Genomic DNA, 26,366 nt, shown 5'->3' on the forward strand with positions numbered 1-26,366 from the left:
AATTTTTGCTTGCATCTAAAATCGGGTGCCCCTAATATACGCCGCGTTGTCAGGCACTAAGCGAATCACCAGCAACATCGGTGACCGCAAAACAACTTACAAATCAGTAAGTTGAATGAAAAAAAGTGGTTGACAAGCAAAACGAAGAATGTAGAATAGCCGGCCTCAGCAGCTGTAACGCGAAAGCGGATAGCCAAAGAGACCGAAGCTAACACAAGCTTCGAAGCTGTAAAGATGTACCGAAGTTCAGTTCCGCGATAGCTCAGTCGGTAGAGCAAATGACTGTTAATCATTGGGTCCCTGGTTCGAGTCCAGGTCGCGGAGCCAATCTCGGGGTGTAGCGCAGTCCGGTAGCGCGCCTGCTTTGGGAGCAGGATGTCAGGAGTTCGAATCCCCTCACCCCGACCATTTTCCGGGTCGTTAGCTCAGTTGGTAGAGCAGTTGGCTTTTAACCAATTGGTCGTAGGTTCGAATCCTACACGACCCACCATGTAAAAAGGGCATCTCAGCGAGATGCCCTTTTTCTTTAAGTATCACGGGGTGTAGCGCAGTCCGGTAGCGCGCCTGCTTTGGGAGCAGGATGTCAGGAGTTCGAATCCCCTCACCCCGACCATTTCCGGGTCGTTAGCTCAGTTGGTAGAGCAGTTGGCTTTTAACCAATTGGTCGTAGGTTCGAATCCTACACGACCCACCATGAAAAAAAGGGCATCTCGCATGAGATGCCCTTTTTTTGCCTCGAAATTAAGATGCGCTATTGGGGCCCACACAATCCTTTGTGGGAGCGGGTTCACCCGCGAATGCGTCAGCAGGTCCACCATCGCATTCGCGGGTAAACCCGCTCCCACAGGGCATGCTAGCGCCTGTCAGTGCAACTTCAGGCGCGGCTCGGTACCCCGGCCAATCTTGCTACCCAGCATCATCAACGCCGTACGGAAGAACCCGTACAACGCCATCTGGTGCATCCGGTACAGCGACACGTAGAACATCCGCGCCAGCCAACCCTCCAGCTTCACGCTGCCCATCAGGTTACCCATCAGGTTGCCCACCGCCGAGAAGCGCGACAGCGACACCAGCGAGCCATAGTCCTTGTACTCATAGGTCGGCAACGCCTTGTTCTCCAGCCGCGCCTTCAAACTCTGCGCCAGCATCGAAGCCTGCTGGTGCGCCGCCTGGGCACGTGGTGGCACGTTGCGGTCGCTGCCCGGTTGCGGGCAGGCGGCGCAGTCACCGAAGGCAAAGATATTGTCGTCGCGCGTGGTCTGCAGGGTCGGGCGCACCACCAGTTGGTTGATGCGGTTGGTTTCCAGGCCATCGATGTCCTTGAGGAAGCCCGGCGCACGGATACCGGCCGCCCACACTTTCAGGCTGGCCTGGATCACTTCACCGTCCTTGGTTTTCAGCCCATCCTCGGTCACTTCACTGACTGCGGCGTTGGTCATCACCTTCACCCCGAGTTTTTCCAGGGTCTTGTGCACCGGTACGCTGATGCGCTCTGGCAGTGCCGGCAGCACGCGCGGGCCTGCCTCGATAATAGTGATGTGCATGTCCTTGGGCTGGATGCGGTCCAGGCCATAGGCCGCCAGTTCGTGGGCCGCGTGATGCAGCTCGGCTGCCAGCTCCACACCGGTGGCACCGGCGCCGACGATGGCCACGCTGATCTTCTCGCTCGCCACATCACCGGCATGAGCACGCAGGTAGTGGTTGAGCAACTGCTGGTGGAAACGCTCGGCCTGCTTGCGGGTGTCGAGGAACAGGCAGTGCTGCGCCGCGCCCAGGGTGCCGAAGTCGTTGGTGTTGGAACCCACGGCAATCACCAGCGTGTCGTAGCCCAGTGTGCGCGCAGGCAGCAGCTCGCGGCCCTCTTCATCGAGGGTGGCGGCCAGTTGAATCTGCTTGCCTTCACGGTCCAGGCCGCTCATGCGCCCCAACTGGAAGTTGAAGTGGTTCCACTTGGCCTGGGCCACGTAGTTCAGTTCATCTTCCGAGGAGTTGAGCGAGCCGGCGGCCACTTCGTGCAGCAGAGGCTTCCAGATGTGCGTGAGGTTGGCGTCGACCAGGGTGATCTCGGCCTGCTTGCGCTTGCCCAGGCTTTTACCCAGGCGGGTCGCCAGTTCCAGGCCGCCGGCGCCGCCGCCGACAATCACGATGCGATGAGTCATTGGGATATCTCATAAGGTTTACGGAATTCGTGGCCACGGGGGCCGGCCGCAAACTGCACGAGGGGAGGGCGAGCGCGAAGCGGCTCATAGCACCAGTCCACTGAGCAGGCGGCTGATGAGACCCAACCCGATGGTCACGGCCACCACCAGCACAAGGAGCAGCCACGGCCGGAAGGGCCGGCGCTCGACTTGGTGCTGGGGGGCTCGCAGATACTCATCGACACGACGCTGATCTTCAGGATTCAGGCGGCTGGTCATGGTGGGGCCTCGTCAGGTAGACGTTTGTGACTGCGTAAACGCTACAGTGTTCACGCAAGCGCATGAAACAAATGATAAGGCTTTCTATAGCTGGCGCCGAGTTTACGCCATCGCAAACACTCGCTGCACTGGATCAAAGACTGATGCCTACGTCGAAAACAATGCTGCGGCCCAGGTTGCCGCGCAGGAAGTCCGGCGCATCGGGGTGGGCGAACAGCACCCGGGCGAAGGTCGGCCCGACCAGCGACAGCGAGCGCCAGCCCTGGCGCAGGTATTCGGTGGGCGGCGGGAAGTGGGTGTTGAGGTCGAGCACTTCGCGCTTGAGGCTGGCGAAGGCAATGATGTCCAGTTCGTTCAGCTCCAGCCCGCGCTCCCTGTAGTTGTGCGCCTTCTTGCGCAAGGTCGGCGCCAGCCGCCCCAGCAGCTCGGTGGCACTGATGCGCCGCGGGCGCGCTTCGCGGCGTACCAGCTGTGCCAGGGAGAACGCACTGCGCCGGCGCTGCAGCTCTTCGCGCCATTCATCGTTTAGCCGGCGGCCCTCGTCGAGCACGAAAAACACCTCGAAGGCCGCATCGCGGAACAGCACATCTGGCGGTTCTTGCCCGGCCGGGGTGAAGTCCTCGCTGCGGTAGGGGATGTTCAGCCCCTGCAACAGGCGTTGGCACACCCAACGCTCCCGCTCCCACTTGCGGGCGTTGGAGAGAAAGGCATTGGCTTGTTCGGCCTGGATAGTAAGCAGGCGCAGGTAGTCTGAGTCATCCATGGGACAAGCTTAGACGTTAATCGATGACGATAAGATGCTGTTTGTGCGCAGAAATCAGCCCAGCACAGGCCACTGCTGAACTACCCCCAGCAAATGCACCAGGCCGAAGCCCAGGCAGACCAGTGAACTGACCACGATGAAACGCCGCGAACGCCCGGTGCCGGCCAGCAGCATGGGGCCGAGCAAGCCGCGGGCGAGGAACACCAGGGTGATCAGGCAGATGGCTGGCAACAGCAGGGGCAGCCGCCCGATTGCCCCGGCAGCCGACAGGGCATAGGCCGACCAGACCAGCAGCACGCAGGCGATGGCGGCCGTGATCAGCCCCGGGTACCAACGGCCCTTCTCGGCAGCTATGGCCATGCGCTCGCCCGCCCCGAACAAGCGGTACCAACGCGGCCCGACGACGATGATGGCCAGGTGAAGCACGGCTATGATGGCGTCGAGTGCCGCTGCCAGCAGCAGGGCGAGGTTGAGTCCTTCCGGCATGAGCAATGCTTCCTGCATCGAATAAGGGCGCCAGCCTACCGCAGCCGAAGGTAAGGGAGAATGGGTGTAGAATCGATTTTATCCACAAGGTAACAAGGGGCATTCGTCAGGTGATCAGCGCGCAGGTGTTGTCCGGCACCACCCTTACGCTTGGCTGGCTAGGTTATGTGCCGTTGCTGATCTGGGCGGTCAGCCAGGTGCGCTGGGTTGAGCTGTTCACTGACCGGCGCCGCCAGCATCTGCTGTTCGGCACGGTGTTCTGCCTGTTTGCCTTGTGGTTGGTGCGGCGCGATTTCGATACCGGGGTGTCGTACCACTTCATTGGCATGACGGCGGTCACGCTGTTGCTGGACTGGCCACTGGCGGTGCTTGGCGGGTTCATGGCCCAGCTTGGCTTGCTGTTGCTGGGGCGCCACGACCTGGCAGCGCTGGGGGTGAACGGCTTGTTGCTGGTTGGCCTGCCGGTGCTGATAGCTGAGGCGTGCGCGATAGGGGTCGAGCGCGCCCAGCCGCGGAATCTGTTCGTGTATATCTTCTGTTCAGGGTTCTTCCCGGCAGCACTGACCGTACTGGTCTGCCTGTCGACCGCGCTGGGGCTGTTGTGGCTGGACGGGCGCTTCGCCATGCCGGAGTGGCTCAGCGATTTTGTCGGCTACCTGTGGCTGATGATGTTCCCCGAAGCGTTCATCAACGGCACGGTGATCAGTGCGCTGGTGGTGTTTTGCCCGGAGTGGCTGGAAACCTTCAACCGCACGCGGTATCTGCAGGCGCCGTGGAAGGAGGATGAGCGGTGATTTAACCGGGTGTGATCCCTCCTTGTAGGAGCGGCCTTGTGTCGCGAAAGGGCCGCAAAGCGGCCCCGACAATATCTGAGTCAACACTGAAATCGAGGGCTGCTTCGCAGCCCTTTCGCGACACAAGGCCGCTCCTACAGAGGTACCGCGCCAGTCCTGAAGCTTGTGGGGCTCCCTGTGGGAGCGGGCATGCCCGCGAAGAGGCCGGCAAAGCCACCCCAACATCAGCTCAATGCCGCGGCTCCAGGTCCCCCGAATACAGCTCATCCTCGGACTCTTCCGCCCCGGGAATCTTGTGCTCTTCAGCCGCCCAGGCCCCCAGGTCGATCAGCTTGCAACGGTCCGAACAAAACGGCCGGAACGGGCTTTTCTCGTTCCATTCCACAGGTGCGCCACAGGTCGGGCAATCGACGGTCAATGGCTGGCTCATGGCTGGCCTCCTCGTAAAGTCAGGTAAAAGTGGTGCAGGCGATCAATCTGCTCATGCAGCGCGGCGAGGTCGCCGTCATTGACCACCACATCATCGGCATGGCGCAGGCGCTCCTCGCGGGCCAGCTGGGCCTTGAGAATGGCCTGCACCTGCTCGGCGCTGGTGTTGTCACGCGCCAGGGTACGCGCCACCTGCAGCTCTTGCGGCGCGTCGATCACCAGCACCCGCTGGGTTTTCTGGTACTGGCCCGACTCGATCAGCAGCGGCGACACATACACCGCATACGGCGACTCTGCCTTGGCCAGGTAGCTGAAAATTTCCTGCCCGATCAGCGGGTGCAGCAATTGCTCCAGCCATTTGCGCTGCGCCGGGTCGGCAAAGATCAGCTGGCGCAGGGCGGCACGATCGAGTTGGCCGTCCGCCTGCAACACACCGGCGCCGAAGCGCTCGACGATGCTGGCCAGGGCAGGGCGGCCAGGCTCGACAACCCAACGCGCCGCCTGGTCGGCATCGACCAGGTGCACGCCAAGCTCGACGAAACGCTCGGCAGCGGCGCTCTTGCCGCTACCAATGCCGCCGGTCAGGCCGAGAATCCAGGGGGTAAAGGCCGCAGTGGTCATCAGAATCCAAGCAGTTGTGTGTATGAAGCGTATATTTCATCACCCCAGAGCACGGCAATCCACCCCGCAATTGCCAGATAAGGCCCGAACGGGATCGCCGTGCCCATGGCATGGCGGCGCAGACGCAGCAGGCACAGCCCAGCCAGCGCCCCGACCACCGATGACAACAGCAGGGTCAATGGCAACACCTGCCAGCCACCCCAGGCCCCGATCAGTGCCATGAGCTTGAAGTCGCCATAGCCCATGCCTTCCTTGCCAGTGGCCAGCTTGAACACCCAGTACACCGTCCACAGGCTGAGGTACCCGGCCACCGCGCCCCACAGCGCACTGCTCAGCGGGACGTAGAGGCCGAAGGCATTGACGATCAGCCCCAGCCACAGCATCGGCAGCACCAGCGCATCCGGCAGCAATTGGTGTTCGGCATCGATCAGGCTCAGGGCCAGCAAGCACCAGGTCAGCGGCAGCGCCAGCAAGGCCTCGGGCGAAGCACCAAAGCGCCAGGCCACTACCAGCGACAGCAGCGCACTGGCCACCTCCACCAACGGGTAGCGCGGGCTGATGCGGGTTTTGCAGGCAGAACAACGCCCACGCAAGGCCAGGTAGCTGATGACCGGAATGTTCTCCCACGCGCGAATTCGATGCGCGCAATGCGGGCAGCGCGAAGCAGGTAGCCACAGGTCGAAACGCTCGTGCGGCGTGATCGGCAATTCCAGCATTTCCTGCGCCTCACGCTGCCATTGCCGCTCCAGCATGATCGGCAGGCGGTACACCAGCACATTGAGAAAACTGCCCACCAGCAGGCCGAGCACCGTGGCCAGGGTGAGAAAATACGCTGGCTGCTCAGCCAGCAAAGTCCATAAAGTCATGTTCAGATCAAGCTACCCAACTGGAAGATCGGCAAGTACATCGCCACCACCAGGCCGCCCACCAGCAGGCCCAGGACCAGCACGATGGCCGGCTCCAGCAGGCTGGTCAACTGGTCCAGCGCCTGGCCGACCTGTTCCTCGTAGTGGCTGGCGGCTTTTTCCAGCATCTGGTCCAGCGTGCCACTGGATTCGCCGATGGCCGTCAGTTGCACCAGCAGCGGCGGAAACAGCGGCTCGGCGGCCATCGCCTGGTGCAGCCCCTGCCCATTGGCCATGCCCTGGCGCAGCCGCATCACCGCCTGCTGATGCAGGTCGCCGCCACTGACCCTGGCCACAGTGCCCAGCGCATCCAGCAACGGCACCCCGGCGGCATAGGACGTTGCCAGGCTACGCGCAAAGCGCGCCAGCGCCGCCTGCCCCAGCAGCGTGCCGAACACCGGCAAGCCCAGCACCCGGCGAGATATCCACAGGCGCGCTGGCGCATGCTGCCGGTAGAGCTGGCGCATGGCAAAACCCAGTACCACACCCATCACCAGCAGCAGCGGGGCAAACCGGCTCAGCCCTGTGGACAAGTCGATCACCCATTGGGTAAATGCTGGCAACGCCACGCCCATGCCAGAGAACATGCTCTCGAATTTCGGAATCACCTCCAGCAACAGGATCGCCGACACCCCCAGCCCCGTCAGCAACAGCATCAGCGGGTAGATCATCGCCTTGCGCACTTTCTTGTGCAGCACCCGACGCTGCTCCAGCATGCCCGCCAGCTGTTCCAGCTGCCGGTCGAGCGTGCCGGACTGCTCACCCACCCGCACCAGGTTGCAGTACAGCCCATCGAACCACCCCGGGTGGCGCTGCAATGCATCCGCCAGCCCCAGACCCGAGGCCACATCCTGTTTCAATCTATCCAGCAATGCCGCCTGCGCCGCATCGCAGCCACTGCGCCCCATCACCTCGAACGCCTGTAGCAGCGGCACCCCGGCCTTGAGCAAGGTCGCCAGTTGCCGGCTGAACCCCGCCGGGTCGGCCTTTTCCCGCCGTTTCGGCAAGCTGAACTTAAGCCCACCGGCAGGCCGCAAACTGGCGACCTTGATGCCCTGGCGGATAAGCCCGGCCCGCACATAGGCCGGGCTGCGCCCGGGCGTTTGGCCGCTGACCGGCGTACCGTTGGCGTCGGTGCCGTGCCAGGAGTAGAGGAGTGTGGATTGGGTCATGCAAAGGTCCTTTTTCTGCCCGTGCGACAAGCCTGGAAACAGCTTGCCGCGTCCATGCAAGGGCGCGCGTCCGTGATGCTCACTAGAGTAGTTCAGCGAAGACGACGCCCGAGCGGGCAGGGGTGACAAAAGGTGTCTGTTCAGGCCTACTGCGCCGCTGCCAGCCGGGGTCGAGCCTGACCTCAACGAGTACGCGTATCAAAAAGGAAACGTTCATGAAAGGGCAACGCGGTATCACCCTGATCGAACTGATGATCGTCGTCGCGATCATCGGCATTCTGGCGACCATCGCCTTACCGATGTACACCAACCACCAGTCACGCTCCAAGGCTGCGGCCGGGTTGCTGGAGATCAGCGCGCTGAAGACCGCGATGGACCTGCGGTTGAATGACGGCAAGGACGTGGCGGGCGTGGCCGAGCTGGGTGGCCAGCCGGCGACGGCGCACTGTGCGATCACGGCTAGCGGCAACGCGGCGGATGGCACCGGGAGCATCGTGTGCACGCTGGTGGATGCGCCGGCCACTGTGCTGGGCAAGGCACTGACCCTGACGCGTTCGGCCACCGGGTGGGCGTGTACGACCGACATCGAGGAAGACCTGGCGCCGAAGGGGTGCAAGGCGCCTTGAGGGCAGGGCAATAAACTAGCGGAAACAGGGGTTTGCGTAACGGGTGCGAGCAGTGGTACGTTGCGCTACACGCCGGTGTAGCTCAGTCGGTAGAGCAGCGCACTCGTAACGCGAAGGTCGCAGGTTCGATTCCTGTCTCCGGCACCAGAGACCAGTTTCCAGAAGTCTATGACTGTCTACGGAACACCCCACAAAGCCCGCCTAGCGCGGGCTTTGTTGTTTCTGCCTGTCTCGTTTTGTCTCTGGGCATCTACGCGATTTAGGGATATGGTTAGGGATATCTCGGTTCGACAAGGAAACGTATCCCTATGGCGCGCACTGTGGTGCCTCTCACCGATCCCAAATGTGATGCGGCCAAGCCTCGGGAGAAGGATTACAAGCTGTTCGATGGCAAAGGCCTTGGCCAAGCAACTTGCCGCTGTGGGCTCTCGAATTCTCGCCGCAGACCATCATCGAGGTAGCGGGGGCATGATGTTGACAGACCTGTCGATCCCGCTCTTCGGCCCTTCGGCCAGGGAGATCTTCCGCGACGATGTGCTAGAGGGAGCTAAAGGCATCACCCTAATAGATCTTATCGAAGCCTAACCCCCGAAACAGCCCGCATAAGCGGGCTGTTTGCTAATAGAACTGTTCAAACCTCTGTCACGCGCTTGACGCTGGGGCTGAGGACAGCCATCTGGCCTGTCGTGCTGGCTGAGCGCGTGTTCATCACTACCTGCGTATTGTGGCTATCTGGCACCTTAAACCCGATGGATTGATAAAAGGGCACTTTCTTGACCGAGCAGGTCAGCTACTGAACGACCATCTCCTTCATAAGTTCGCTACCAATTCCCCGTCGACGTCGACTCTGCTTGACGGCCATGTAGTTGACCCCACAGGCTTCGGGATGAGTGGGAACTGGAGAATAAAGAAGAAACCCAACTACCTCCTCCCCCGCAGCGTCGTCTACCTGGCAAAGCCCGCGACTGGGCGGGCTGGTGATGCAGCGTGGATTCATGCTAGCTGGACACGTTTCCCAAGAGCCACTGTACCTTGCAGCAACAGTTCAGCGATTGGTTGGTTTGACACTTCTTGATCCCAGTAACGGAGGATGTGTGGCCGAGCGCTCTCGAAGTTCATTTCTTCAGTCACACGATCCAAGATCACCATGTCCGCCTCAAAAACAACTTTGCAGGCTTTAATTTCGATCTCGCAAGCTAGCTTATCGCCCATTTTGTCACCCCAGTGTTTGTCTCGGTATTGACTGAGCGATGGTATGTCTTTGCTGGCGAAGTAGGACTTCAACCTAGTTGGGCATGTAGGCCGGTCTGCGATTCTGACCTGTTCGTATAAGGTCTCCCAGAAAGTTGCACTAAATTTTTCATCAAGGATTCTATTGGATGAGTTGGCCAGTGCAATAAGCTCACGTCTTTGAGTATCCGAAATTTTGTCGGGAATGCGAGGCTGGTAGCTTCTATTCTGGAAGTCGAGAAACATCCACAAGATTTGCTGGAACGATAGGCTGTACTGTCGGGATAGATCGAGCGCCGAAAGGATAAGGGCGGTTGTGGGCTGATCCTTGAACATGCGCTTACCATAGTTCGCTTTCGACGTGAGTACCTTCGCTCCAGGCTTGTAGTACCTTGAGCGCATGATTTTGTAAGCGAGCATCTGTAAAATTTTCCCTCAAATGTTAAGCGCAAAAGCCGCGTCCTGATATTACGGAAGGCCCAATTAAGGGCCGGTGGTGTGCAGCGGTTTCCTGCAACAAAGCTGGCCCGCGAACAGGCCAGCCCAGATTATTCTTTGATCAGAGCACCCCAGTTAATATCGTCGCGCTCTTCAACCACAATATTGATACCGCAGAAGAGTTTTTCCCCCGAGCGCACATAGTTGAACAGCCGCGATTTAACTACACCCTGAACACCAGCGTGGCCTTCCATTTCCGGAATGTTTACAACATCACCCACGTTTGGAATCAAGGCAAAACCTGCCTCGCTCTCAAAGCTCACTCCGACAACGTCACCGTCGTCGGTAGGGCGTTCGCGACCTTTGTGTAACTGCTGAAAATCGATGCTGTAATGCACGTTGCTTCTCCATATGGGGTATGGGAATCATACCCTTCTACCACCCTAGCCCTGGGTTTTAGGCCAGGGCTTAGGGTGCAGCAGGACGGTTTTCCTATATTTCTCCAGGGTCGTAAGTACCACCCTCATTTAGCTGCTTCAGGTAGAACTCAAGATTGCCTGATATCTTATTCAGGACGCTTGGAAGGTAGGGAACCAAGTCGGCAAATCCCGCGCCGAAAGGGCCTCCGTGGTAGTCCCGGCAGTGGTTGAGGATAGCTTCGCGCTCCTCGGGTGAAAGGAGAAACATCGGATCTCGGTCGGTATAATCATGCATGTTGGACAAGTGGATAAAAGCACACCCGAATTTGTAAACGGATTGTGTCCAGGCTTGGAGCTGTTGCGCCAGAACAACCATTTCTTGATCTGTTACCCGGCCGCGTCCACTGGATTGCCGCCAGAGCTCGCCATTAACAGATGCGGTGATTAATTCTCCTCGCCGTATAGGGTCCTGAGCCAACAGGTAGATGACTCGGACCATCGAATCCAGCTCTTGACGTAAAATTGCCATCATCTGACTAGGGATATTGGCTACCGACACGAGCTGCATGGCCCGCTGATGATCATTGGAGCGCCTAAGAATCTGCCGGGTGAAAACAGCGACTTCCTCCATTTGGATGCTCCTCCACTTATCCTATCTTCGGGTGACTGTTTAGCTCTGTGGACTATAACCTTTCGGCAATCGTCAATCTGCCTGGTTGTGCAAGCGCTCCAAGGCATCGTTCAAAGCCCGAAGTACAATAGTGGCCATAAGTTTGAAATCAGCAGCGTCGATTAACTCTGCGTCACGTAGAGCATCAATGTAGCCCATTGCCTTCTGGTAGTGCTCACGTACGTCCTTTTTAGAGGCTCCTCCCATAATTTGCGTCTGTAACACGAACCACGCAGCTTGGACCCGTTCATTCGGCAACAGAGATTGCCCGCGTAATTCCTGATGTGTGTTGGCCATCGCTTTTCCTCGAACGGTTCTCAGTTGTTGTCCTGGTCTACCACTACACCATCTACGGTCAGTGTCAAGAATACAGGCCAACTGGAACTGTTCTTGATATCCCAAACATAAAAGTGACTGCCAGGAACACCCATGATCTGCGAATTATCCTCAACCTGAGGTAGCGCTTGCTCGTCCGGTGCGATTACCTCGAAGGCGTATCGAGGCCGGCCAGAGTCCAGGTCGTAAGGACCTGCCTGCCGACGATATCGAGAACCAGGAGCTAGGGTGATTTTGTGCTCTTTCTTTTCACTGCTCATGGGATTGTCCTTCAACATTCTACGAGTTTGGTAAATGCCAAAGCAGGTTCACCAGAGACGCTATCCATAGTCGGGACAGGGGCATCAGACAGCAATCGTGTTGCAACCCCAATGGAAGCCAAGTTGGACGTGCCTATCACCGCCTCCACGTAGAACCTTTTGACTCCGTGCCGGGCCAGGCCATTGCTGAGCTCGTTTAGTCCTGCTCCAGTATCTCTATTGCCCAGCCCCTGCCTCGGTACGCCTCTGGAACGGCATAGCCAACCTGAAAACATCCAATACCGTCGATCTTGTCCATGCTCACGAACATTGCCATTGCTTTCACCCGGCCATGCTCTAACCGAGCATAGGTGTACCGAACACGTCCGTTTCTTTCATCCAGCACCAACCGAACCGAAGGATATTTTTCGGTAGGATGGGTGGGCATGCCCTTACGAATCTCAGCTTGAAGGCTCAAGAGTGCTTGAAGTGGATCAGTCAATGCCATGCGTCATACTCCCGCTTCCAGAGCCTTAATGAGGCAGCATCTAAAACCTCGGCCCTGTGGCTGGGCTTTTCTTCGCGATTACGCTCATGAATGCGCCTCCTGTCATTTTCGCGGACGCGAAATTGGGCGTCCTTCCGGTGCCGCTGCTGCCCAGCTCGATGGCTGGGCTTGGCGTGTACCTAGTCCGTTTACCTGAAATTGGCCGTCGAGCCGATCAATGGTCAGACTTTCGGAGGGAGGCGCACGAAGCTCACTTACATTTGTGTCCGGCGCACTCCGTTCCTCAGCCTTCCATTTAGGCCTTCATGCGAATGTAAATGTGGAGAACCTCGCCAGAGGGCACCTCTTTCACTTCGATGTAGGGCACGTCGCGCACCAGCGTGCTCAATTTGGCAAAGCCATAGTTTCGTGGATCAAACGAGGTGTGGTTTTTTTGGATGTAGCTACCCACTGCCGACAGCGGCGCGAAACCGTTCTCGCGCGCTTTGGCCTCGATAGCTTGGGTCAGAATTTCCTTGAGGTCAGGCAGGTCTTCGATGGCCACTGGCGCCGCATTCTGGGCTGGCTTTTTGAGCACTTCGAAGAACACGAACTTTTCGCAGGCGGCTCTGAAAGCTTCAGGAGCCTTACGTTCGCCAAGGCCGTACACATGTTTGCCGGCCTCTCGCAAACGGGTGGCAAGACGCGTGAAGTCGCTGTCGCTGGAAACAATGCAGAACCCATCCACGTTTCCGGCATACAGCAAATCCATGGCATCAATGATGAATGCCGAATCTGTCGAATTCTTGCCCTGGGTGTAAGCGAACTGTTGAATAGGCTGTATCGCATGTTTGTGCAGGTGGTTTTTCCAACCCGACAGGTTGGAGGTGGTCCAGTCGCCATACGCACGCTTGACCGTAGCAGTCCCTAGGGTTGCTACCTCCTGCAAAAGCTCCTGGACCACGGACGAACTGGCGTTGTCAGCGTCGATAAGCACAGCCAAGCGAAGACTTTCAGACAGGCTCATGGAAAGAGGTCCTTTTCAATTAGTCAAGCAGTTAGCCCGCATTGCTGCTGCGAGCGTTACCGCACATGGCTGGACGGGCGTGTCCTGTATGCGCGTTTGAGCATTTTACCTCCTGGATCCTGACAACCCTGGATTGTGCCTCTCCTAAGGCATAGGCCTCACGTTCGACGGCAGGGATTGGGTGTGCATGGGGCAATTCCAGTGTAAAGATGAATCCAGATCCGATAAACACTACTGATGTCGCTATGCCAGTGCAACCTCGAATGCATGTCGTACCGTCACTTGGTCAACGGCCAAATAAGGCTTGTTGTGATCAAGACAGGAATGTCCAAGAATAGTCTGCACCGTCTCAACAGCTCCTGTTGCTGCCAGTACTTTGGCAGACAGGGAGGCCTGCCGCGGTGCGAAGACCCCAGCTTGATACCTGCCTGTCGGTAAAGCCTGCTAATGGTCTGCTGCAGCGAATCACAAGGTCGATGCAATGGGGTAAGGTTTGAGTAGTGCGTACTCACTACACATGGAAAAATCTAGTTGTTCGAGACGCTCTTCGAATCAGCGATCGGTTGTAGGTCTTAATGTGGGCGGGGACTCAATAGACGGTCTTGAGAAAGAGTGCCGCGATAGCCCGAATTGGTTAGCTACAGGATAGGATTTAGGATCGAGTGCTAGTCGATGCTATTTTCGATCCTACGCTTCGATATGTGCTGGCATGATTTCTCATGGCATCAGCACATTCGAAGGAGGAAATCTATTTCTAGGATTTCTTTACATTGGTTAGGCTGTGAAGATTTCAACTGCTTTGCCGGTGGCAGAGTAGTCAGCAAACTTTTTAAGTCGACGATAAAATGCCAAAAGGATTTTAACTCCAGCTAGTTCGTCGTTCTGGGATAGTTCGAAGATATGATCTCGATAGTCAATCAAACCAAACTTCTCGCAAAGGTCATCCATGATGGCCTTGACCCTGTCCTTTTCATCCTGTGAAAGATCAGGTATCTCATCCTCTGACCTCGTCAACCAGTTTCGCACTCTGAGATACTCTCTGGCTTCATAGTAAGAGTTAGCGGCAGGGCTTTCCGGAAGGTTTATCTCTACAATCAAGGTTTTGATCAGGTCTGCCACATCATCGCGAAGAGAGAACTCGATGAAGCCTGGGGATGCGTATTGCATCTTTGTGACTTTCATAAGCTCATCAGCATTAATGTTGTCGCTGAGATCCCTAAAGAACCCTAATGAACTGCCGCCTCCGCGCCACGGATAGTGCTGAAATATTTGCTTCAGTGCTAACGTGCTTGTATCGCGCAGAAGCGCATGACCAAATGCGTAGCAGTCTCGTATGAGGTCTGAGAACAAACTCAAGTCAGCGACATCCCAACGACCATCAATTTCAATTTTTCTGCGCGTAACAGCAGCAGAGCGAGGCGCTGGTGTTGGGTTGAACAACCGAGGGGCAGGAAGCATTTCCTCAGTTAGCTCGATTTCAAGCTTGCCTAGGGTGACTTCTTCTTTTTCATCACCCCAAGTGGATGCTACATATTTCTGCTTATAGCACCCATGAAGAATAACATAGCGCAAGTCAACTTTTTGGTTCATGAAGCTGCGCAGTTGCTTGGAGCGAGGGCGAATAAAGTAAAAGCTATAAGGTGTCCCGTCTTCCGGGTCATCATAGTTAATGCCCAAAAATACTCCGCCCTGTTCGTTCTTTGCGAGAACTACGAGCGGCATGCCATAGTTCAAGAGAACCTGAGTTACGGTGATTTTCATCATAGCGCCCTTACTTCGCCAGCGAGGACTTTATGATCGAAGCCAAAATAAGGCCAGAAATGACAATGGGTAGGCTTATCCAGGTGCCAAGCTCCGGCTTTTTCGTCATAGCGAACCGCGACAGCATGAGTAAAGTTCTTTTTGCGCATGACTGGTGACTTCACGGCTGCGACGGCTTGTTCAAAAGTCGGAACCAGCGAAATAGACGCGCCACCGCAAGGGTCGCGGAATTTTCTGGTCGGGTCTTTTAGGAGTTCTGATTTAAAGTCAGCATCGCTAAAAGCCTGGGACTGTAGCAGTCGCCAAAGGGTATCGGTCTGCGGCTTCACAACATCTGCAGGTGGGCAGCTTCCAGGCAATGTCTCGTGATAAGCCGATGCGATGGTCTTAACCGAAACCTTCACTTCCATGTTCACCATATTCATGCTCTATCAATCTTGTATTCGAGATAGCAATTAGCTATCAAACTGATTCAATTATATTCATACAAAAGATCTCATGTCGCCTGGTTAAACAACCAGTCGATGATCGGTACCGATGGTGTTTAGCCATCTTCTCAACCAGTGAGGCGCATAGATGATCGCAGGCCAGATGTGCGTGGCCTCTAAGCATGAGCTCGATTGTCCACCTCTGGGCGCAGGAAAATCGCTGAGCGAACCATAAAAGCAACACGTCGCGTTCTGGTAGGCGCCCAGTCACGGATGTTATGCGGATCAGGTGCTTGTACTGTTCTGGGCGAAGGGACAGTGCTCGGCGGCTGGGTGCAGTCACGGGGTTCTCTGTCGGGATTGGTGACGAATCGCTAACGATCCTGAGAGAGTTGGTAGCCCGCCTTCTGAACAGCGTACAGGCCCGAACGCTGTGGTGTTAACGGAAAACAGAACGGTATCGATCTATTGTCAGCGCTCAGTCACAGCCCCCCTTTATCTGGGGTTACACCGATCCGGCCGTTACACTCTAGCCACGAGCATACAAGCTAGCGTGTAACCATGCTTTTGCCCTTTAAAATCAATAGGTTGGTAGGATTGTTACACGGATTACACTTGTTACACTGCTAGATTGAGATTGGCAACCTAATAACCCCATGCCCCTATTTGTTCGTGCCTTCAGCGGTAGAGGTGATCTCCATCCCCGCTTTCTGTTACCAGTCGGGGACCCTGGGAGTTTGGGCAGCATACGGGGCTGGGAACCCGCGGATCTTCGTTAGCGGCTGACCGTACAGCTTAGTGAACTGGTTAACTAGGTGAACTGGTGATGAATGGTGCGCCTTCATTGACACCCGCCATTTCGCTGATCTCCGTCAGAGTTAGGCCCTCTCGTACCTACCCAATTGCATACCTTCGGTTATGCTCAGCCTTCCAGCGGCGCGAGCATGAAGCGAGTGCCTTACACAAAAGGTTGATGGATGAGTGACTCCTTAGCTGACCTAGACACCCTTGTGCTCAAGTGCCGAGCAGAGCGTTCAAGGGACTACATTTCTGAGTCGATCCAATGTTACAAGGCTGGCGCTTACAGGTCGGCCATTGTCAATGTGTGGATCGCTGTCGTGTTTGACTTGGTCGACAAGATCAGGGATCTCGCGCTTGCAAATGACGCCACCGCCCAGCGCATCAACAATCGCTATGAAACCTACATCGACCAGATCAACGAGGGTAACGATCAAGGGGTAAAAAATGCCCTCGATTTCGAACGTACCATCATCAGTACCTGCGGAACTGAGCTGGGTTTTTTTGACCACCAGCAAATGCGCGATCTCCAGCGTCTCCGTGAAGACCGACATCAATGTGCTCACCCGTCATTTCAGTCGGCAGGAATTCCTCATCGCCCAAATGCTGAGCTTGCAAGGCTCCACCTCCGTAACGCTGTAGAGCATGTGTTGTCTCAGCCTCCTATTCAGGGCCGCGCCGCTATTGCTGAGCTGCTTACTACCATCGCCTCTGAATATTTTCCAAGGGATCACCACCAGGCATCAATTGCTCTGCTTCAAACCCCTTTAGCCAATCCGTCGGATGCCCTGGTTCGTGGTCTAGTCGACGCCCTCATTTTCGGATTTGCCAATAACGAGAGCCCTGTGTTTGCAAAGACCCAGGTTGGTGCTGTGCTGTCGGTGCTGCTCGATTCTCACCGAGCGGTTGCTGAGGCGCGAATTTCCCAGCAGCTAAGTGCTCTAGTTCGGCAGGTAGGAGACCTGGGCTTGCCATCAGTGGCGCGGTTAATAGCGACGGCACCTGAGATCACGGGACTTATTGACGAGGCTGCGCGCGTACGCTTGAACGAATTTCTCAGGGTAGGGCCTGAAGGTGATGTGTTGCCGGCCTTGGCCGTGGGGCGCCATCCCTCGTTTGCTAACGCAGCGTACCTACGAATCCAGGGTCTCAGTATCGACCGCCTCGCTACTGCAATACAGGAGCACGGTCTAGGAACTCTTGTTAAGCCCCAGGCATTGCAGTTGCTTTCTGAATCTCGCAACTGGCATGCGACAAACGAAATTATTGAGAAGCTGGTCATCCCGTTGTTTGACAGCCTAGGTCGTGATGATGTCGAACGGATTATCAGGATGCCTCGTGAAACCGGTGCTGACCTACCAGGTTCTAACATGTACAGCCGATTTGTCAGTCAGGTTGATCGCTCAGGTGTCATTCCTAGGTTGGAGCTCGATCGGCTGTTAATCGAGAACCATGGAGAATACATTGTGGAGAACCTCCAGCGTGCTCGTGAAGCTGCCGAGTAAGTCACAGCAGGGCAGATTCTCGTTTAGGGATACGTTTAGGGATACATTTCGTGAGGTGTGATGGAAAATCCTAGTAATTACTAGGCGTAACCTACTTCGTTTGGTTCCTGTCTCCCGCAGCCGAAGCACGGATTCATGAGATGGATACCTCAGTTTGGGAATGCATTAGCGGGTTTGATTTCCGAGCAGCTTTGATGAACATCGCCGTTCCACCATTCCGCATATCGATCTCGAACAGCCCTGAGGTTCGAATCAGATCGCCAAGGGTCCGGTGCCCGTAGTTCACGGCTGAAAACGAACTGTTGTTGCGGATAAAAGTACCGACCTGGCTGAGGTGCGACCAGCCTGCGTCATCGGCGGTCTTCTCTGCTGCAGTTCTCAGCAAGCGTACAAGTGATGTGTCATTGCGAAGCTCGTTCCGGGTGCGTTTACTGCATTTCGACGCTTCGCCTTCAACAATTTTCTCCTGATCATCGCCAAGCAGGTTCTCCGTGTAGATGAACTGCGAGCACGCATCTACAAATGGCTTCGGTGTCTTTTTCTCCCCAAAGCCATAGACCGGCAAGCCACTTTCCAGCAACCGAAGCACCAACGGGGTGAAGTCGCTGTCGCTTGTCATGAGCGCAAAGGCATCGACATTTTTGCTGTATAGCAAATCCATCGCATCAATGATCATCGCCGAGTCAGTGGCATTCTTGCCCTTGGTGAAAGCGAATTGCTGCATGGGGCGGATGGCGAACGGGTGGATCTTCTCGACCCAGCCTGCGAGGAGGGGAGAACTCCAGTTCCCGTGTGCATGCCTGATGTTGACCATGCCGTACTTGGCCAGCTCATCGAGCACGCCCCCGATGGAAGCATGGCTCACATTGTCGCAGTCAATCAGCAGTGCTATCCGTTTCGACTCCCACGGTCAACCCCCGTTAGTTCCTGTGTCACCAAACTCTAGCTCAACTGCCGTGGCAGCAGTTCCAATGTTCATCGTGCGCATCACCTCGCCTTGGCGTTTTCAGCTGAGCCTATGTCGCTGCATTCGAATTCTGAATGGGTATGTGAATGCGGAGGGCCGTATGTGGCTTTGACCTAAAGTTAGACGCTGTTCGCACGTTATTTGACGACGTTTCCTACAACTTTGCCACTTGTTTAGTTGAGAAATGTGAGGCTAAATTTCCCCGTCGCGGAAAATTCCGTGACCGGGCGTAGGAACCCGTTGGTAAACTTGGCGCACGCACTACGCGCCCCTGCACCACAGCTGGCGCTTTTTTTGTGCCTGCCGTGCTGTGTCATGGCGGCTGTGTGTGGGCAGGCTTCGGCCTGGCCGGGTTTCCAAGTTTCCCGGTATTCCTACCCCATGCACAGCTGCCACCCAATCCCGTAGGAAGGATCGTGGTAGCTCCAACTCAAACTTGGAGTGTCATGCATGCTTATCTCAAGTTCATCCAGGATCCACGCATCCGTTCTCCACCGTCGTTCATCTATGGCCGTCAGTGATCTCACCTCCAGCCAATCTCGCTGTGTCTCGGAAACAAGGGAGGCACGCCATGACTAACCAAGAACGCCTATCCACCATCCAAAGCTACGCCTGGACCCTCGAACTGCTAGGCGAAGCCCTGGTCCAGCACGACGAAATGCTGGAGTGCGAACACAACCCACGCCTGAGCTTTCGCAACACGGCCGGTATCCATCAGGCGATCCGGATCATCAGCCGTTTGGCCAGTGAGCAGTGTGGAAAGGTGATGGAGCGAAACGGGCAGGGCCCTGAAAGTTAGGCAAGATCGTTGTTGGGGGGGCGGGCCAGATATTGGCGATTGGCCCTCTGGCGAAGGCCGCTTGAGGTTTACTCCTGCTAGGTAGAGTATGGGGCTGCTGCGCAGCCCATCGCAGGCAAGCCAGCTCCCACAGGGACCGCGCTAATTCCTGGATATTTGCTTTACCTGTGGCAGTGGTGCAGGCGCGGGGAAACGGCAAAACGGCACGGGCTTCGCTCGTCTTCGCTTTGAATAGCAATCATTGTTGGGGCGAGCCAGATATTGGCGACTGGCCCTCTGCCAAAGGTCGCCTGGGGTTTATTCCTGCCAGGTAGAGTATGGGGCTGCTGTGCAGCCCATCGCAGGCAAGCTCCTACAGGGGGCGCGAAATCATGAGGTATCTGCTTTGGCTGCGGCAGTGGGAAGGCGCTGGGGCAAATGGCACGCCCTCCTGAAACCCGCCTTGTGGCGGGCTCTTTCCTTATCCACCACAGCCGGCCAGCACTAAACGCCGTGATAGTCAGAGCCCGCAATCGCTCGCAGAAAGCCTCGATCGGCCAGCCGCCGCAGGTCCCGCCACTCGCGCCAGTCCACCAATCCAAGGCGGTCCATCTCATCGGCCAGGCGCAACAATTCCTCGTGGTGGGTGCTAGGGCAGTTTCGTCTTTGCTCGACGTCGTCGTACAGCAGAAACCAGCGATTGATCGCTTCGAGCCGGCGCTGTCCCAGGGCTATCTCCTCGCTGAACGCGTTCATGCCGAAAACTGCGCCTGCACATCAGCGAGCGATGACACTTCGCAGTGCAAGTCTTCCTGGTAACTGCATAACTCGCAGGTACCGGGCTGGCCGAGGATGCAGGGGATCAAGTACAGGTAGTTGACCATTGCGAATGCCCTCTTGGCGGAACTGGGACAAGCAGCTCAGTTAGGTTGATCCCGATCGAGCCGCATCCGTTCAGCCGGATAGATGGCTGGCTGGGAATCAAACTGTGTTTCGCCCCACAGGCGAGCGATTGTTTTTGGACAAGGCTTTGAGGGCCGCTGATAAACGCGATTTGTATACCTCGCCACCATGATCGTTTTCGCAAGAAGTAGGGGCCACATCCATTAGGGCATTTCGTCAGCTCCTTTAAAATCCGTTGCGAGATGCGCCGCTTGGGCTCTGTCACTGATGAACACAGACCTTCCTGTGTAACTACCGACATGAGGTTCCAATCATGGCTAGCAATCAGGACAACCGCGGTAACCAAGGTGGCAACGCCAATACCAATCCAGGCAACTTTGCCAACGATCGCGAAAAGGCATCGGAGGCCGGGCAGAAAGGCGGCCAGATGTCAGGGGGTAACTTCAAGAACGATCCAGAGCGTGCATCGGAAGCAGGCCACAAGGGTGGCCAGGCGTCGGGTGGCAATTTCAAGAACGACCCTGAGCGTGCGTCCGAAGCTGGCCGCAAGGGCGGTCAGGAGTCCGGAGGCAACTTCGCCAATGACCGGGAAAAGGCTTCGGAGGCCGGACGGGTCGGTGGCCAGCATAGCCACGGCGGTGGTCGCAAGAGTGACGACAACCGCTAGTCATCCGTGAAAAACGCAGGGGCAGCCGCGCTGCCCCTGCATGCCTGAGGAGCTGCTTATGTTCATGCACAACAAGCGATTGCAATACACCGTACGGGTGGCACAGCCTGATCCGGGCCTGGCCAACCTGTTGCTGGAGCAGTTCGGTGGCCCGCAGGGGGAGCTGGCTGCCGCCATGCGCTATTTCACCCAAGCGGTCAGTGAGGACGACCCAGGCCGCAAGGACATGCTCTACGACATCGCGACCGAGGAGCTCAGCCACCTGGAGATCATCGGTTCGATCGTGGTGATGCTCAACAAAGGGGCCAAGGGCAACCTTGCTGAGGGCGTGGAGGCCGAGGGCGAGCTCTACCGCTCGCTCACCGGTGCTGGCAATGACTCACATGTCACCAGCCTGCTGTATGGGGCCGGGGCGCCGCTGGTCAATTCCGCCGGCGTACCTTGGAGCGCTGCTTACATCGATACCATTGGCGAACCGACTGCCGACCTGCGTTCGAACATCGCCGCCGAGGCACGGGCCAAGATCGTCTACGAACGGCTGATCAACCTCACCGACGACCCAGGCATCAAAGACGCGCTGGGCTTCCTGATGAGCCGCGAAATCGCCCACCAGATGTCGTTCGAGAAGGCATTGCACGCCATCCAGCCAAACTTCCCGCAAGGCAAGTTGCCAGGTGACCCAGAGCTCAACCGCACCTATTTCAACCTGTCCCAGGGCGGTGAAATGCGTGGGGCGTGGAACCAGGGGCAGGACTGGATCTATGTCGACGAGCCTCATCCGGCGGTAGACGGCGGCGATGGCTCTGCCAGCGTCCAGCTGGACGAGCACAGTGCGTCGGCGGTCGAGGCAATGAAGCTTCGCACGCAGTCGAACCCGGAGGCGCAACCTCTGACCGGAGCGGAGCTGGGCAAGGTCAACAGTGGACAACAATGAGAAATGCCCGCGCCGGAGTTGATCCGGCGCGGGGCAGCACACTTAGCGCTTGGCTGTGGCATCAGGGTCGGCCGAGCGGGCCAGGAACGCCCGGGTTACCTCCGGCAGGTGCTCCTTCAGCCATTCGGCCATGGCGACTTCTTCCTTCAGAATCGAACGACATGCCTGTGCAGTGGCGCTGTCCCCGGCCGCCTCGGCCGCCTCGATCAGCACTGTGTAAGACGCGATTTCCATGTTCTCGAACACGTACCCTGCCATGGCGCCTTTGACCACTTCATCGCTCATGGCCATCCCGCCCACTGCCTGCCCGAACGCCATGAGTTTGCCGGCCAGGTCCTTCAAGGTCGATGTGCTGCCGCCCAAGCGCTCGATGCACTCCACCAGCACGCGCTGTTGGCCTTGGGTCTCTTCAATATGCCTGACGATACGGCCCTTGAGTTCCGGGTAGTGCTCCAGGCGCTCGGCCTGGCCTTTTAGCATGCTTTCCGCTTGCTGCTCCATTGCATGGGCATCACGCAGCCAGTCGAGCAGGTTGTCCCTTGGAGTTGCCATGATCAGTCCTCGTTTCCAGTGATGGGTATCTGTTCAGAGAACCCTCACCGCTGCCACGGTCGGCTGGACCGACGAACGGCGCAAGAGAAGGCGAGACCGAGGACATCCACGAAAAAGTACCTACCTGGTCGGCCGGGTGCTGCACCGGGGATGGCTGGCATCAACCTTCGAGTGGCCTTTTCGCCTCAGCGGGCAATACTTCTGTGTATTGCAGGCGTGTTCCTGGTGGCGCGCGCCGCTGGGAGGTGTCACGTGAACAAACTAGCAATCGTGGGTGCCGGCATGGTCGGCGAGGCGGCGGCGCAGATCATCGCCCGGGAAGAGTTGTGCCGTGAGTTGGTGTTGATGGATGTGCAGGGCGAGTTGGCCCAGGGCAAGGCGCTGGACATGTGGCAGGCGGCAGTCGAGTCGGGGTCCGATACCCGCGTTTACGGCGGGGCCAAGGCTGAAATGCTGGACGGGGCTGAGCTGGTGGTGATCACCGCAGGCGTGCCGCGCAAGCCTGGGCAGTCGCGTCAGGACGTGCTCAGCATCAACCTGCCGATTATCGATAGCATCATGGCGGACATCAAACACCATGCGCCAACGGCGACGGTGCTGGTGGTGTCGAACCCGGTCGATGTACTCACCTACCGCGCCTGGAGCCTCAGCGGGCAGGGGCGCAGCAAGGTGTTCGGCCAGGCGGGGGTGCTGGATACCGCGCGCATGAAGTGCTTCATCGCCGAGCAGACCGGGTTTTCTGCCCGGGATATCACGGCGCTGGTCCTGGGCGGGCATGGCGACAGCATGGTGCCGCTGATGCGCTATTGCCAGATCGGCTCGGTGCCGCTGGCGCACTTCCTCTCCAGCGAGCAGATCGAGCAGATTGTCGAACGCACCCGCAAGGGTGGTGGCGAGATTCTGGGGCTGAAGAAGCTGGGCAGTGCCTGCGATGCGCCGGGCGTGGCGATTGCGCAGATGGTGGATGCGATCGTCAATGGGCGAAGCCGCATCTTGCCGGCAGTGGCGATTCTGGAGGGCGAGTACGGGCGAACGGACATCGCCATGGGTGTGCCCTGTGTGCTGGCAGGGGAGGGGCTGGCGCAGGTGATCGAGTTGCCGCTGGATGCGCAGGAGCAGGCGATGTTCGACCAATCGGCTGATCAGGTGGCGCGGGATATCGCTGAGATGAAGGCCTTGTAAGCGAGGCCAAGCGCCTTGGGGCGGGCTGGCGCGGTCGGTTGTAGGAGCGGCCTTGTGTCGCGAAAGGGCCGCGAAGCGGCCCCCGGATGTTAACGCTGCCGCAGTTATCGAGGGGCTGCTTCGCAGCCCTTCGCGGGCTCGCCCGCTCCCACAGGTTCACCGCAGGCCTGGGGATTTGCGCGGTCCCTGTGGGAGCTGGCTTGCCGGCGATGAGGCCAGTACCGGCAACACATTCTGTTGCTCTGGCGGGGCTGACGGTTCAGCGCACCAGCAGCGGCACTGCCCGCACGTAAACCAGTTCACACACCAACTCCACCAGCGTCTGGGTAATCACCGCAGCGGCGGCCAGCCCGCGCATTTCTTCTGGCAGTGCCAGCGCCAACGGCAGCACCACCAGCGAGTTCCGCGTGGCGGCGCTGAAGGTGACCGAGCGTGCCTCGGTCACCGGCAAGCGCAGCAAGCGCGCCGCAACGAACCCGAGCATTGGCGCCAATAGCATGAAGCCGATGTACACCGGAACCACCGGCAGCAAGCGGTCGAAATCACGCAGTACCACGGCAATCTGCGAGGCGATCACTACCACCAGCACCAGGGCCATGGCCGGTACCGGCATCCACGCCCAGGCATCGTTCCAGGTCGAGACCGTGCGCGAGCGACGGGCGCCGGCGCTGGTGAGAACGGCGAGGACCATCGGCAGCACGATCAGCAGCACGAAGGCTTCCACGAACGGGGTGATGGAGATGGCCACGTTGCTGTTGTCACCCAGCATCAGGGCCAAGTAGAGCGGCAGCAGCGCCAGTTGCACCAACAGCAGCACGGGGGTGGCGGCCAGGGTCAGGCGGGAGTCGCCTTTGCCGATGTGGGTGAACACCACCACGTAGTCGATGCACGGCGTCAGCAGCACCAGCAGCGCACCCATGAGGATCGCCGGGTGTTCGACCAACCCGCGGGTGATGGCCCAGACCAGTAGCGGCACGAGGACGAAGTTGGCCAGCAGCAGGGCAGCGATGAAGCGGCGGTTGCCCAGGCCTTGGCGCAGGTCGAGGAAGGGGATTTGCAGGAACATCGCGTACATCAGCACGGCGATGGCGGGGGTGACCAGGGCTTGCAGGTGGCGTGCAGTGTCGCTGGCCAGCAGGCCGAACGTGACGGCGGCGAGCACGGCGGCGAAGTAGATGGGGACCTGGTGGGTTTCGAGTTGCTCTCTGGTCAAGGTATGGCCTGTGCTCGGTGGTGCGGAAGGGCACAGGGTAATATGAGATGGCAGCAGGATATCGTGGTTTTTTGTGGGAGCGGCCTTGTGTCGCGAAAGGACCGCAAAGCGGTCCCGGCGATCTCGATGATGAAGTTGCAATCGTGGGGCCGCTGCGCGCCCCTTTCGCGACACAAGGCCGCTCCACATTGACCGCATCGACTTCAAGTCATGCACCCTGAATCAAACGAAAAAGCCCGGCACTAGGCCGGGCTTTTTCCTGTCAGGCAATCGCCAATCAGTTGCCGTAAACCGGCAGCTTCTTGCAGATGGCCTTGACCTTCTCACGCACGGCGTCGATCACCGCTTCGTTGTTCAGGTCAGCCAGGATGTCGCAGATCCAGCCAGCCAGTTCCTTGCACTCGGCTTCCTTGAAACCACGGGTGGTAACGGCTGGGGTGCCGAAACGCAGGCCCGAGGTGACGAACGGGGAACGTGGGTCGTTCGGTACCGAGTTCTTGTTGACGGTGATGAAGGCTTTGCCCAGGGCGGCGTCAGCGTCCTTGCCGGAGATTTCCTGCTTGATCAGCGACAGCAGGAACAGGTGGTTCTGGGTACCACCGGAAACCACGTCGAAACCACGCTCGATGAACACGCTGGCCATGGCCTGGGCGTTCTTCACCACTTGCTGCTGGTAAGCCTTGAACTCAGGCTGCAGGGCTTCCTTGAAGCAGATGGCCTTGGCCGCGATGACGTGCTCCAGTGGGCCACCCTGGGCGCCTGGGAATACGGCGGAGTTCAGCTTCTTCTCGATCTCTTCGTTCTTGCGAGCGAGGATCAGGCCGCCGCGCGGGCCGCGCAGGGTCTTGTGGGTGGTGGTGGTGACCACGTCGGCGAACGGAACAGGGTTCGGGTATACGCCAGCGGCAACCAGGCCGGCAACGTGGGCCATGTCGACGAACAGGTAGGCACCGACCTTGTCGGCGATGGCGCGGAAGCGGGCGAAGTCCAGAACCTGCGAGTAGGCAGAGAAGCCGGCAACGATCATCTTCGGCTTGTGCTCGACAGCCAGGCGCTCGACTTCGTCGTAGTCGATCAGGCCGTTGCCGTCGATGCCGTACTGGATGGCGTTGTACAGCTTGCCCGAGGAGCTTACCGAAGCACCGTGGGTCAGGTGGCCACCGTGGGCCAGGCTCATGCCCAGGATGGTGTCACCGGCCGACAGCAGGGCCAGGTAGACGGCGGCGTTGGCCTGGGAGCCGGCGTGCGGCTGGACGTTGGCGTAGTCGGCGCCGAACAGTTGCTTGGCACGGTCGATGGCCAGTTGCTCGACGACGTCGACGTACTCGCAACCACCGTAGTAGCGCTTGCCTGGGTAGCCTTCGGCGTACTTGTTGGTCAGGACCGAGCCCTGGGCCTCCATGACTGCCGGGCTGGTGTAGTTTTCCGAAGCGATCAGCTCGATATGCTCTTCCTGGCGCAGAGCTTCTTGCTGCATGGCTTCGAAGAGCTCGGCGTCGTACTTGGCAATGGTCAAATCACGGCTGAACATGGCGGTCCTCAAGGATCGGGGTGAATTGGGGGGGCATTCTAACCGATTGATTCGCGGCTGGCATATGAAGTGGCATCAAGTCGCGGAC

Annotated in this window: 29 protein-coding genes, 6 tRNA genes and 3 pseudogenes; 15 read left to right on the plus strand and 23 right to left on the minus strand. The window is 58.1% G+C overall.

From position 1 onward, the window contains the following. Positions 1-251: 251 nt before the first annotated feature. The 5 genes from JV551A3_RS04780 to JV551A3_RS04800 all read left to right on the plus strand — a co-directional run bounded on the left by JV551A3_RS04780 (position 252) and on the right by JV551A3_RS04800 (position 694). Positions 252-327 (plus strand) — tRNA-Asn (locus tag JV551A3_RS04780). Between the two features lie 4 nt (positions 328-331). Beyond that, positions 332-408: transfer RNA gene (locus JV551A3_RS04785), tRNA-Pro, on the plus strand. A 6-nt stretch (positions 409-414) separates the two neighbouring features. Continuing rightward, positions 415-490 (plus strand) — tRNA-Lys (locus tag JV551A3_RS04790). 46 nt (positions 491-536) lie between these two features. After that, positions 537-613 (plus strand) — tRNA-Pro (locus JV551A3_RS04795). Positions 614-618: 5 nt separating this feature from the next. After that, positions 619-694: transfer RNA gene (locus tag JV551A3_RS04800), tRNA-Lys, on the plus strand. A gap of 169 nt (positions 695-863) precedes the next feature. Here JV551A3_RS04800 and JV551A3_RS04805 read toward each other — a convergent pair. The 4 genes from JV551A3_RS04805 to JV551A3_RS04820 all read right to left on the minus strand — a co-directional run bounded on the left by JV551A3_RS04805 (position 864) and on the right by JV551A3_RS04820 (position 3,666). Further along, a complete protein-coding gene (locus tag JV551A3_RS04805; RefSeq protein WP_025337608.1) occupies positions 864-2,159 on the minus strand; it encodes an NAD(P)/FAD-dependent oxidoreductase in 1,296 nt (431 codons plus the stop codon). An 84-nt stretch (positions 2,160-2,243) separates the two neighbouring features. Continuing rightward, positions 2,244-2,417, minus strand: coding sequence for a DUF3094 family protein (locus JV551A3_RS04810; RefSeq protein WP_013970765.1), 174 nt, complete (start codon positions 2,415-2,417; stop codon positions 2,244-2,246). Positions 2,418-2,550: 133 nt separating this feature from the next. Beyond that, the gene (locus tag JV551A3_RS04815; protein ID WP_013970766.1) at positions 2,551-3,180 is read right to left on the minus strand and encodes a DUF1780 domain-containing protein; all 630 of its coding nucleotides are present in this window, start codon (positions 3,178-3,180) and stop codon (positions 2,551-2,553) included. A 54-nt stretch (positions 3,181-3,234) separates the two neighbouring features. After that, a complete protein-coding gene (locus tag JV551A3_RS04820; RefSeq protein WP_133970190.1) occupies positions 3,235-3,666 on the minus strand; it encodes a hypothetical protein in 432 nt (143 codons plus the stop codon). A 110-nt stretch (positions 3,667-3,776) separates the two neighbouring features. On the opposite strand from JV551A3_RS04820, the gene JV551A3_RS04825 reads away from it, so the two are divergent. Next, positions 3,777-4,460, plus strand: coding sequence for an energy-coupling factor ABC transporter permease (locus JV551A3_RS04825; protein ID WP_133970191.1), 684 nt, complete (start codon positions 3,777-3,779; stop codon positions 4,458-4,460). A 229-nt stretch (positions 4,461-4,689) separates the two neighbouring features. Here JV551A3_RS04825 and yacG read toward each other — a convergent pair whose 3' ends face one another. From yacG to JV551A3_RS04845, 4 genes are read right to left on the minus strand one after another with little or no spacing between them, the layout of a single operon-like run. Then, positions 4,690-4,890: a DNA gyrase inhibitor YacG gene (gene yacG, locus JV551A3_RS04830; RefSeq protein ID WP_003260624.1), complete on the minus strand. Its 201-nt coding sequence runs from the start codon at positions 4,888-4,890 to the stop codon at positions 4,690-4,692. Continuing rightward, positions 4,887-5,510, minus strand: a complete 624-nt coding sequence (gene coaE / locus JV551A3_RS04835; protein ID WP_112251900.1) for a dephospho-CoA kinase — start codon at positions 5,508-5,510, stop codon at positions 4,887-4,889. Before coaE ends, yacG begins: the two co-directional genes overlap by 4 nt. Beyond that, positions 5,510-6,376, minus strand: a complete 867-nt coding sequence (locus JV551A3_RS04840) for a prepilin peptidase (RefSeq protein WP_133970192.1) — start codon at positions 6,374-6,376, stop codon at positions 5,510-5,512. Before JV551A3_RS04840 ends, coaE begins: the two co-directional genes overlap by 1 nt. 2 nt (positions 6,377-6,378) lie before the next feature. Beyond that, positions 6,379-7,587 (minus strand): type II secretion system F family protein, encoded by a 1,209-nt coding sequence (locus JV551A3_RS04845; RefSeq protein WP_133970193.1) that lies wholly within the window; start codon positions 7,585-7,587, stop codon positions 6,379-6,381. A 215-nt stretch (positions 7,588-7,802) separates the two neighbouring features. Between JV551A3_RS04845 and JV551A3_RS04850 the strand changes: the two genes are divergently transcribed. Both JV551A3_RS04850 and JV551A3_RS04855 read left to right on the plus strand, forming a co-directional pair. Beyond that, a complete protein-coding gene (locus JV551A3_RS04850; protein ID WP_133970194.1) occupies positions 7,803-8,213 on the plus strand; it encodes a pilin in 411 nt (136 codons plus the stop codon). A gap of 71 nt (positions 8,214-8,284) precedes the next feature. Continuing rightward, positions 8,285-8,360: transfer RNA gene (locus tag JV551A3_RS04855), tRNA-Thr, on the plus strand. A 643-nt stretch (positions 8,361-9,003) separates the two neighbouring features. On the opposite strand, the gene JV551A3_RS30920 is transcribed toward JV551A3_RS04855, so the two are convergent. The 10 genes from JV551A3_RS30920 to JV551A3_RS04910 form a co-directional block, all read right to left on the minus strand. Beyond that, positions 9,004-9,210 carry a GNAT family N-acetyltransferase gene (locus JV551A3_RS30920; RefSeq protein ID WP_235874541.1) on the minus strand — a complete coding sequence of 69 codons (207 nt, stop codon included), beginning with the start codon at positions 9,208-9,210 and terminating at the stop codon, positions 9,004-9,006. After that, positions 9,207-9,863, minus strand: coding sequence for a hypothetical protein (locus JV551A3_RS04865; protein WP_133970195.1), 657 nt, complete (start codon positions 9,861-9,863; stop codon positions 9,207-9,209). The genes JV551A3_RS30920 and JV551A3_RS04865 overlap by 4 nt, the downstream gene beginning before the upstream one ends. Positions 9,864-9,991: 128 nt before the next feature. Beyond that, positions 9,992-10,279 (minus strand): hypothetical protein, encoded by a 288-nt coding sequence (locus JV551A3_RS04870; RefSeq protein ID WP_133970196.1) that lies wholly within the window; start codon positions 10,277-10,279, stop codon positions 9,992-9,994. A gap of 94 nt (positions 10,280-10,373) precedes the next feature. Further along, the gene (locus JV551A3_RS04875) at positions 10,374-10,931 is read right to left on the minus strand and encodes a hypothetical protein (protein WP_133970197.1); all 558 of its coding nucleotides are present in this window, start codon (positions 10,929-10,931) and stop codon (positions 10,374-10,376) included. Between the two features lie 72 nt (positions 10,932-11,003). Beyond that, positions 11,004-11,267, minus strand: a complete 264-nt coding sequence (locus JV551A3_RS04880; RefSeq protein WP_133970198.1) for a hypothetical protein — start codon at positions 11,265-11,267, stop codon at positions 11,004-11,006. 20 nt (positions 11,268-11,287) lie between these two features. Further along, positions 11,288-11,566, minus strand: a complete 279-nt coding sequence (locus JV551A3_RS04885) for a hypothetical protein (RefSeq protein WP_133970199.1) — start codon at positions 11,564-11,566, stop codon at positions 11,288-11,290. Between the two features lie 196 nt (positions 11,567-11,762). Next, positions 11,763-12,053 (minus strand): hypothetical protein, encoded by a 291-nt coding sequence (locus tag JV551A3_RS30925; RefSeq protein ID WP_235874542.1) that lies wholly within the window; start codon positions 12,051-12,053, stop codon positions 11,763-11,765. A gap of 295 nt (positions 12,054-12,348) precedes the next feature. Beyond that, complete coding sequence (locus JV551A3_RS04895) at positions 12,349-13,059, minus strand: NYN domain-containing protein (protein WP_133970200.1); 711 nt, start codon at positions 13,057-13,059, stop codon at positions 12,349-12,351. Positions 13,060-13,833: 774 nt separating this feature from the next. Beyond that, positions 13,834-14,820, minus strand: coding sequence for a hypothetical protein (locus JV551A3_RS04905; protein WP_133970201.1), 987 nt, complete (start codon positions 14,818-14,820; stop codon positions 13,834-13,836). Then, complete coding sequence (locus JV551A3_RS04910) at positions 14,820-15,245, minus strand: hypothetical protein (RefSeq protein WP_133970202.1); 426 nt, start codon at positions 15,243-15,245, stop codon at positions 14,820-14,822. Before JV551A3_RS04910 ends, JV551A3_RS04905 begins: the two co-directional genes overlap by 1 nt. 1,121 nt (positions 15,246-16,366) lie before the next feature. On the opposite strand from JV551A3_RS04910, the gene JV551A3_RS04920 reads away from it, so the two are divergent. Next, positions 16,367-17,551: a hypothetical protein gene (locus tag JV551A3_RS04920; protein WP_133970203.1), complete on the plus strand. Its 1,185-nt coding sequence runs from the start codon at positions 16,367-16,369 to the stop codon at positions 17,549-17,551. Between the two features lie 133 nt (positions 17,552-17,684). Here the strand turns inward: JV551A3_RS04920 and JV551A3_RS04925 are convergent, their stop codons facing one another. Then, positions 17,685-18,443: an NYN domain-containing protein gene (locus JV551A3_RS04925; protein WP_133970204.1), complete on the minus strand. Its 759-nt coding sequence runs from the start codon at positions 18,441-18,443 to the stop codon at positions 17,685-17,687. Between the two features lie 646 nt (positions 18,444-19,089). Between JV551A3_RS04925 and JV551A3_RS04930 the strand changes: the two genes are divergently transcribed. Then, positions 19,090-19,317 (plus strand): hypothetical protein, encoded by a 228-nt coding sequence (locus JV551A3_RS04930; RefSeq protein ID WP_133970218.1) that lies wholly within the window; start codon positions 19,090-19,092, stop codon positions 19,315-19,317. 483 nt (positions 19,318-19,800) lie between these two features. Here JV551A3_RS04930 and JV551A3_RS04935 read toward each other — a convergent pair whose 3' ends face one another. Continuing rightward, complete coding sequence (locus tag JV551A3_RS04935) at positions 19,801-20,052, minus strand: hypothetical protein (protein ID WP_085618681.1); 252 nt, start codon at positions 20,050-20,052, stop codon at positions 19,801-19,803. A 460-nt stretch (positions 20,053-20,512) separates the two neighbouring features. Between JV551A3_RS04935 and JV551A3_RS31325 the strand changes: the two are divergent. The 4 genes and pseudogenes from JV551A3_RS31325 to JV551A3_RS04945 all read left to right on the plus strand — a co-directional run. Further along, a pseudogene (locus JV551A3_RS31325) lies at positions 20,513-20,632 on the plus strand (KGG domain-containing protein); the annotation flags it as partial. Next, a pseudogene (locus JV551A3_RS31330) lies at positions 20,627-20,773 on the plus strand (con-10 family general stress protein); the annotation flags it as partial. The pseudogenes JV551A3_RS31325 and JV551A3_RS31330, both read left to right, overlap by 6 nt. Beyond that, positions 20,774-20,866 (plus strand): annotated as a pseudogene (locus JV551A3_RS30940) (con-10 family general stress protein); the annotation flags it as partial. A 58-nt stretch (positions 20,867-20,924) separates the two neighbouring features. Continuing rightward, positions 20,925-21,800 carry a manganese catalase family protein gene (locus JV551A3_RS04945; RefSeq protein WP_133970206.1) on the plus strand — a complete coding sequence of 292 codons (876 nt, stop codon included), beginning with the start codon at positions 20,925-20,927 and terminating at the stop codon, positions 21,798-21,800. 42 nt (positions 21,801-21,842) lie between these two features. On the opposite strand, the gene JV551A3_RS04950 is transcribed toward JV551A3_RS04945, so the two are convergent. Next, a complete protein-coding gene (locus JV551A3_RS04950) occupies positions 21,843-22,352 on the minus strand; it encodes a ferritin-like domain-containing protein (protein ID WP_085618674.1) in 510 nt (169 codons plus the stop codon). Between the two features lie 252 nt (positions 22,353-22,604). Between JV551A3_RS04950 and JV551A3_RS04955 the strand changes: the two genes are divergently transcribed. Beyond that, positions 22,605-23,534: a malate dehydrogenase gene (locus JV551A3_RS04955; RefSeq protein WP_133970207.1), complete on the plus strand. Its 930-nt coding sequence runs from the start codon at positions 22,605-22,607 to the stop codon at positions 23,532-23,534. 259 nt (positions 23,535-23,793) lie between these two features. Here JV551A3_RS04955 and JV551A3_RS04965 read toward each other — a convergent pair whose 3' ends face one another. After that, the gene (locus JV551A3_RS04965; protein ID WP_133970209.1) at positions 23,794-24,747 is read right to left on the minus strand and encodes an arsenic resistance protein; all 954 of its coding nucleotides are present in this window, start codon (positions 24,745-24,747) and stop codon (positions 23,794-23,796) included. A gap of 277 nt (positions 24,748-25,024) precedes the next feature. Beyond that, on the minus strand, positions 25,025-26,278 hold the full coding sequence (gene glyA / locus JV551A3_RS04970; protein WP_133970210.1) for a serine hydroxymethyltransferase: 1,254 nt from the start codon (positions 26,276-26,278) through the stop codon (positions 25,025-25,027). Positions 26,279-26,366: the final 88 nt, after the last annotated feature.

The organism is Pseudomonas inefficax (assembly GCF_900277125.1).
In the GTDB taxonomy this organism is placed as follows: domain Bacteria; phylum Pseudomonadota; class Gammaproteobacteria; order Pseudomonadales; family Pseudomonadaceae; genus Aquipseudomonas; species Aquipseudomonas inefficax.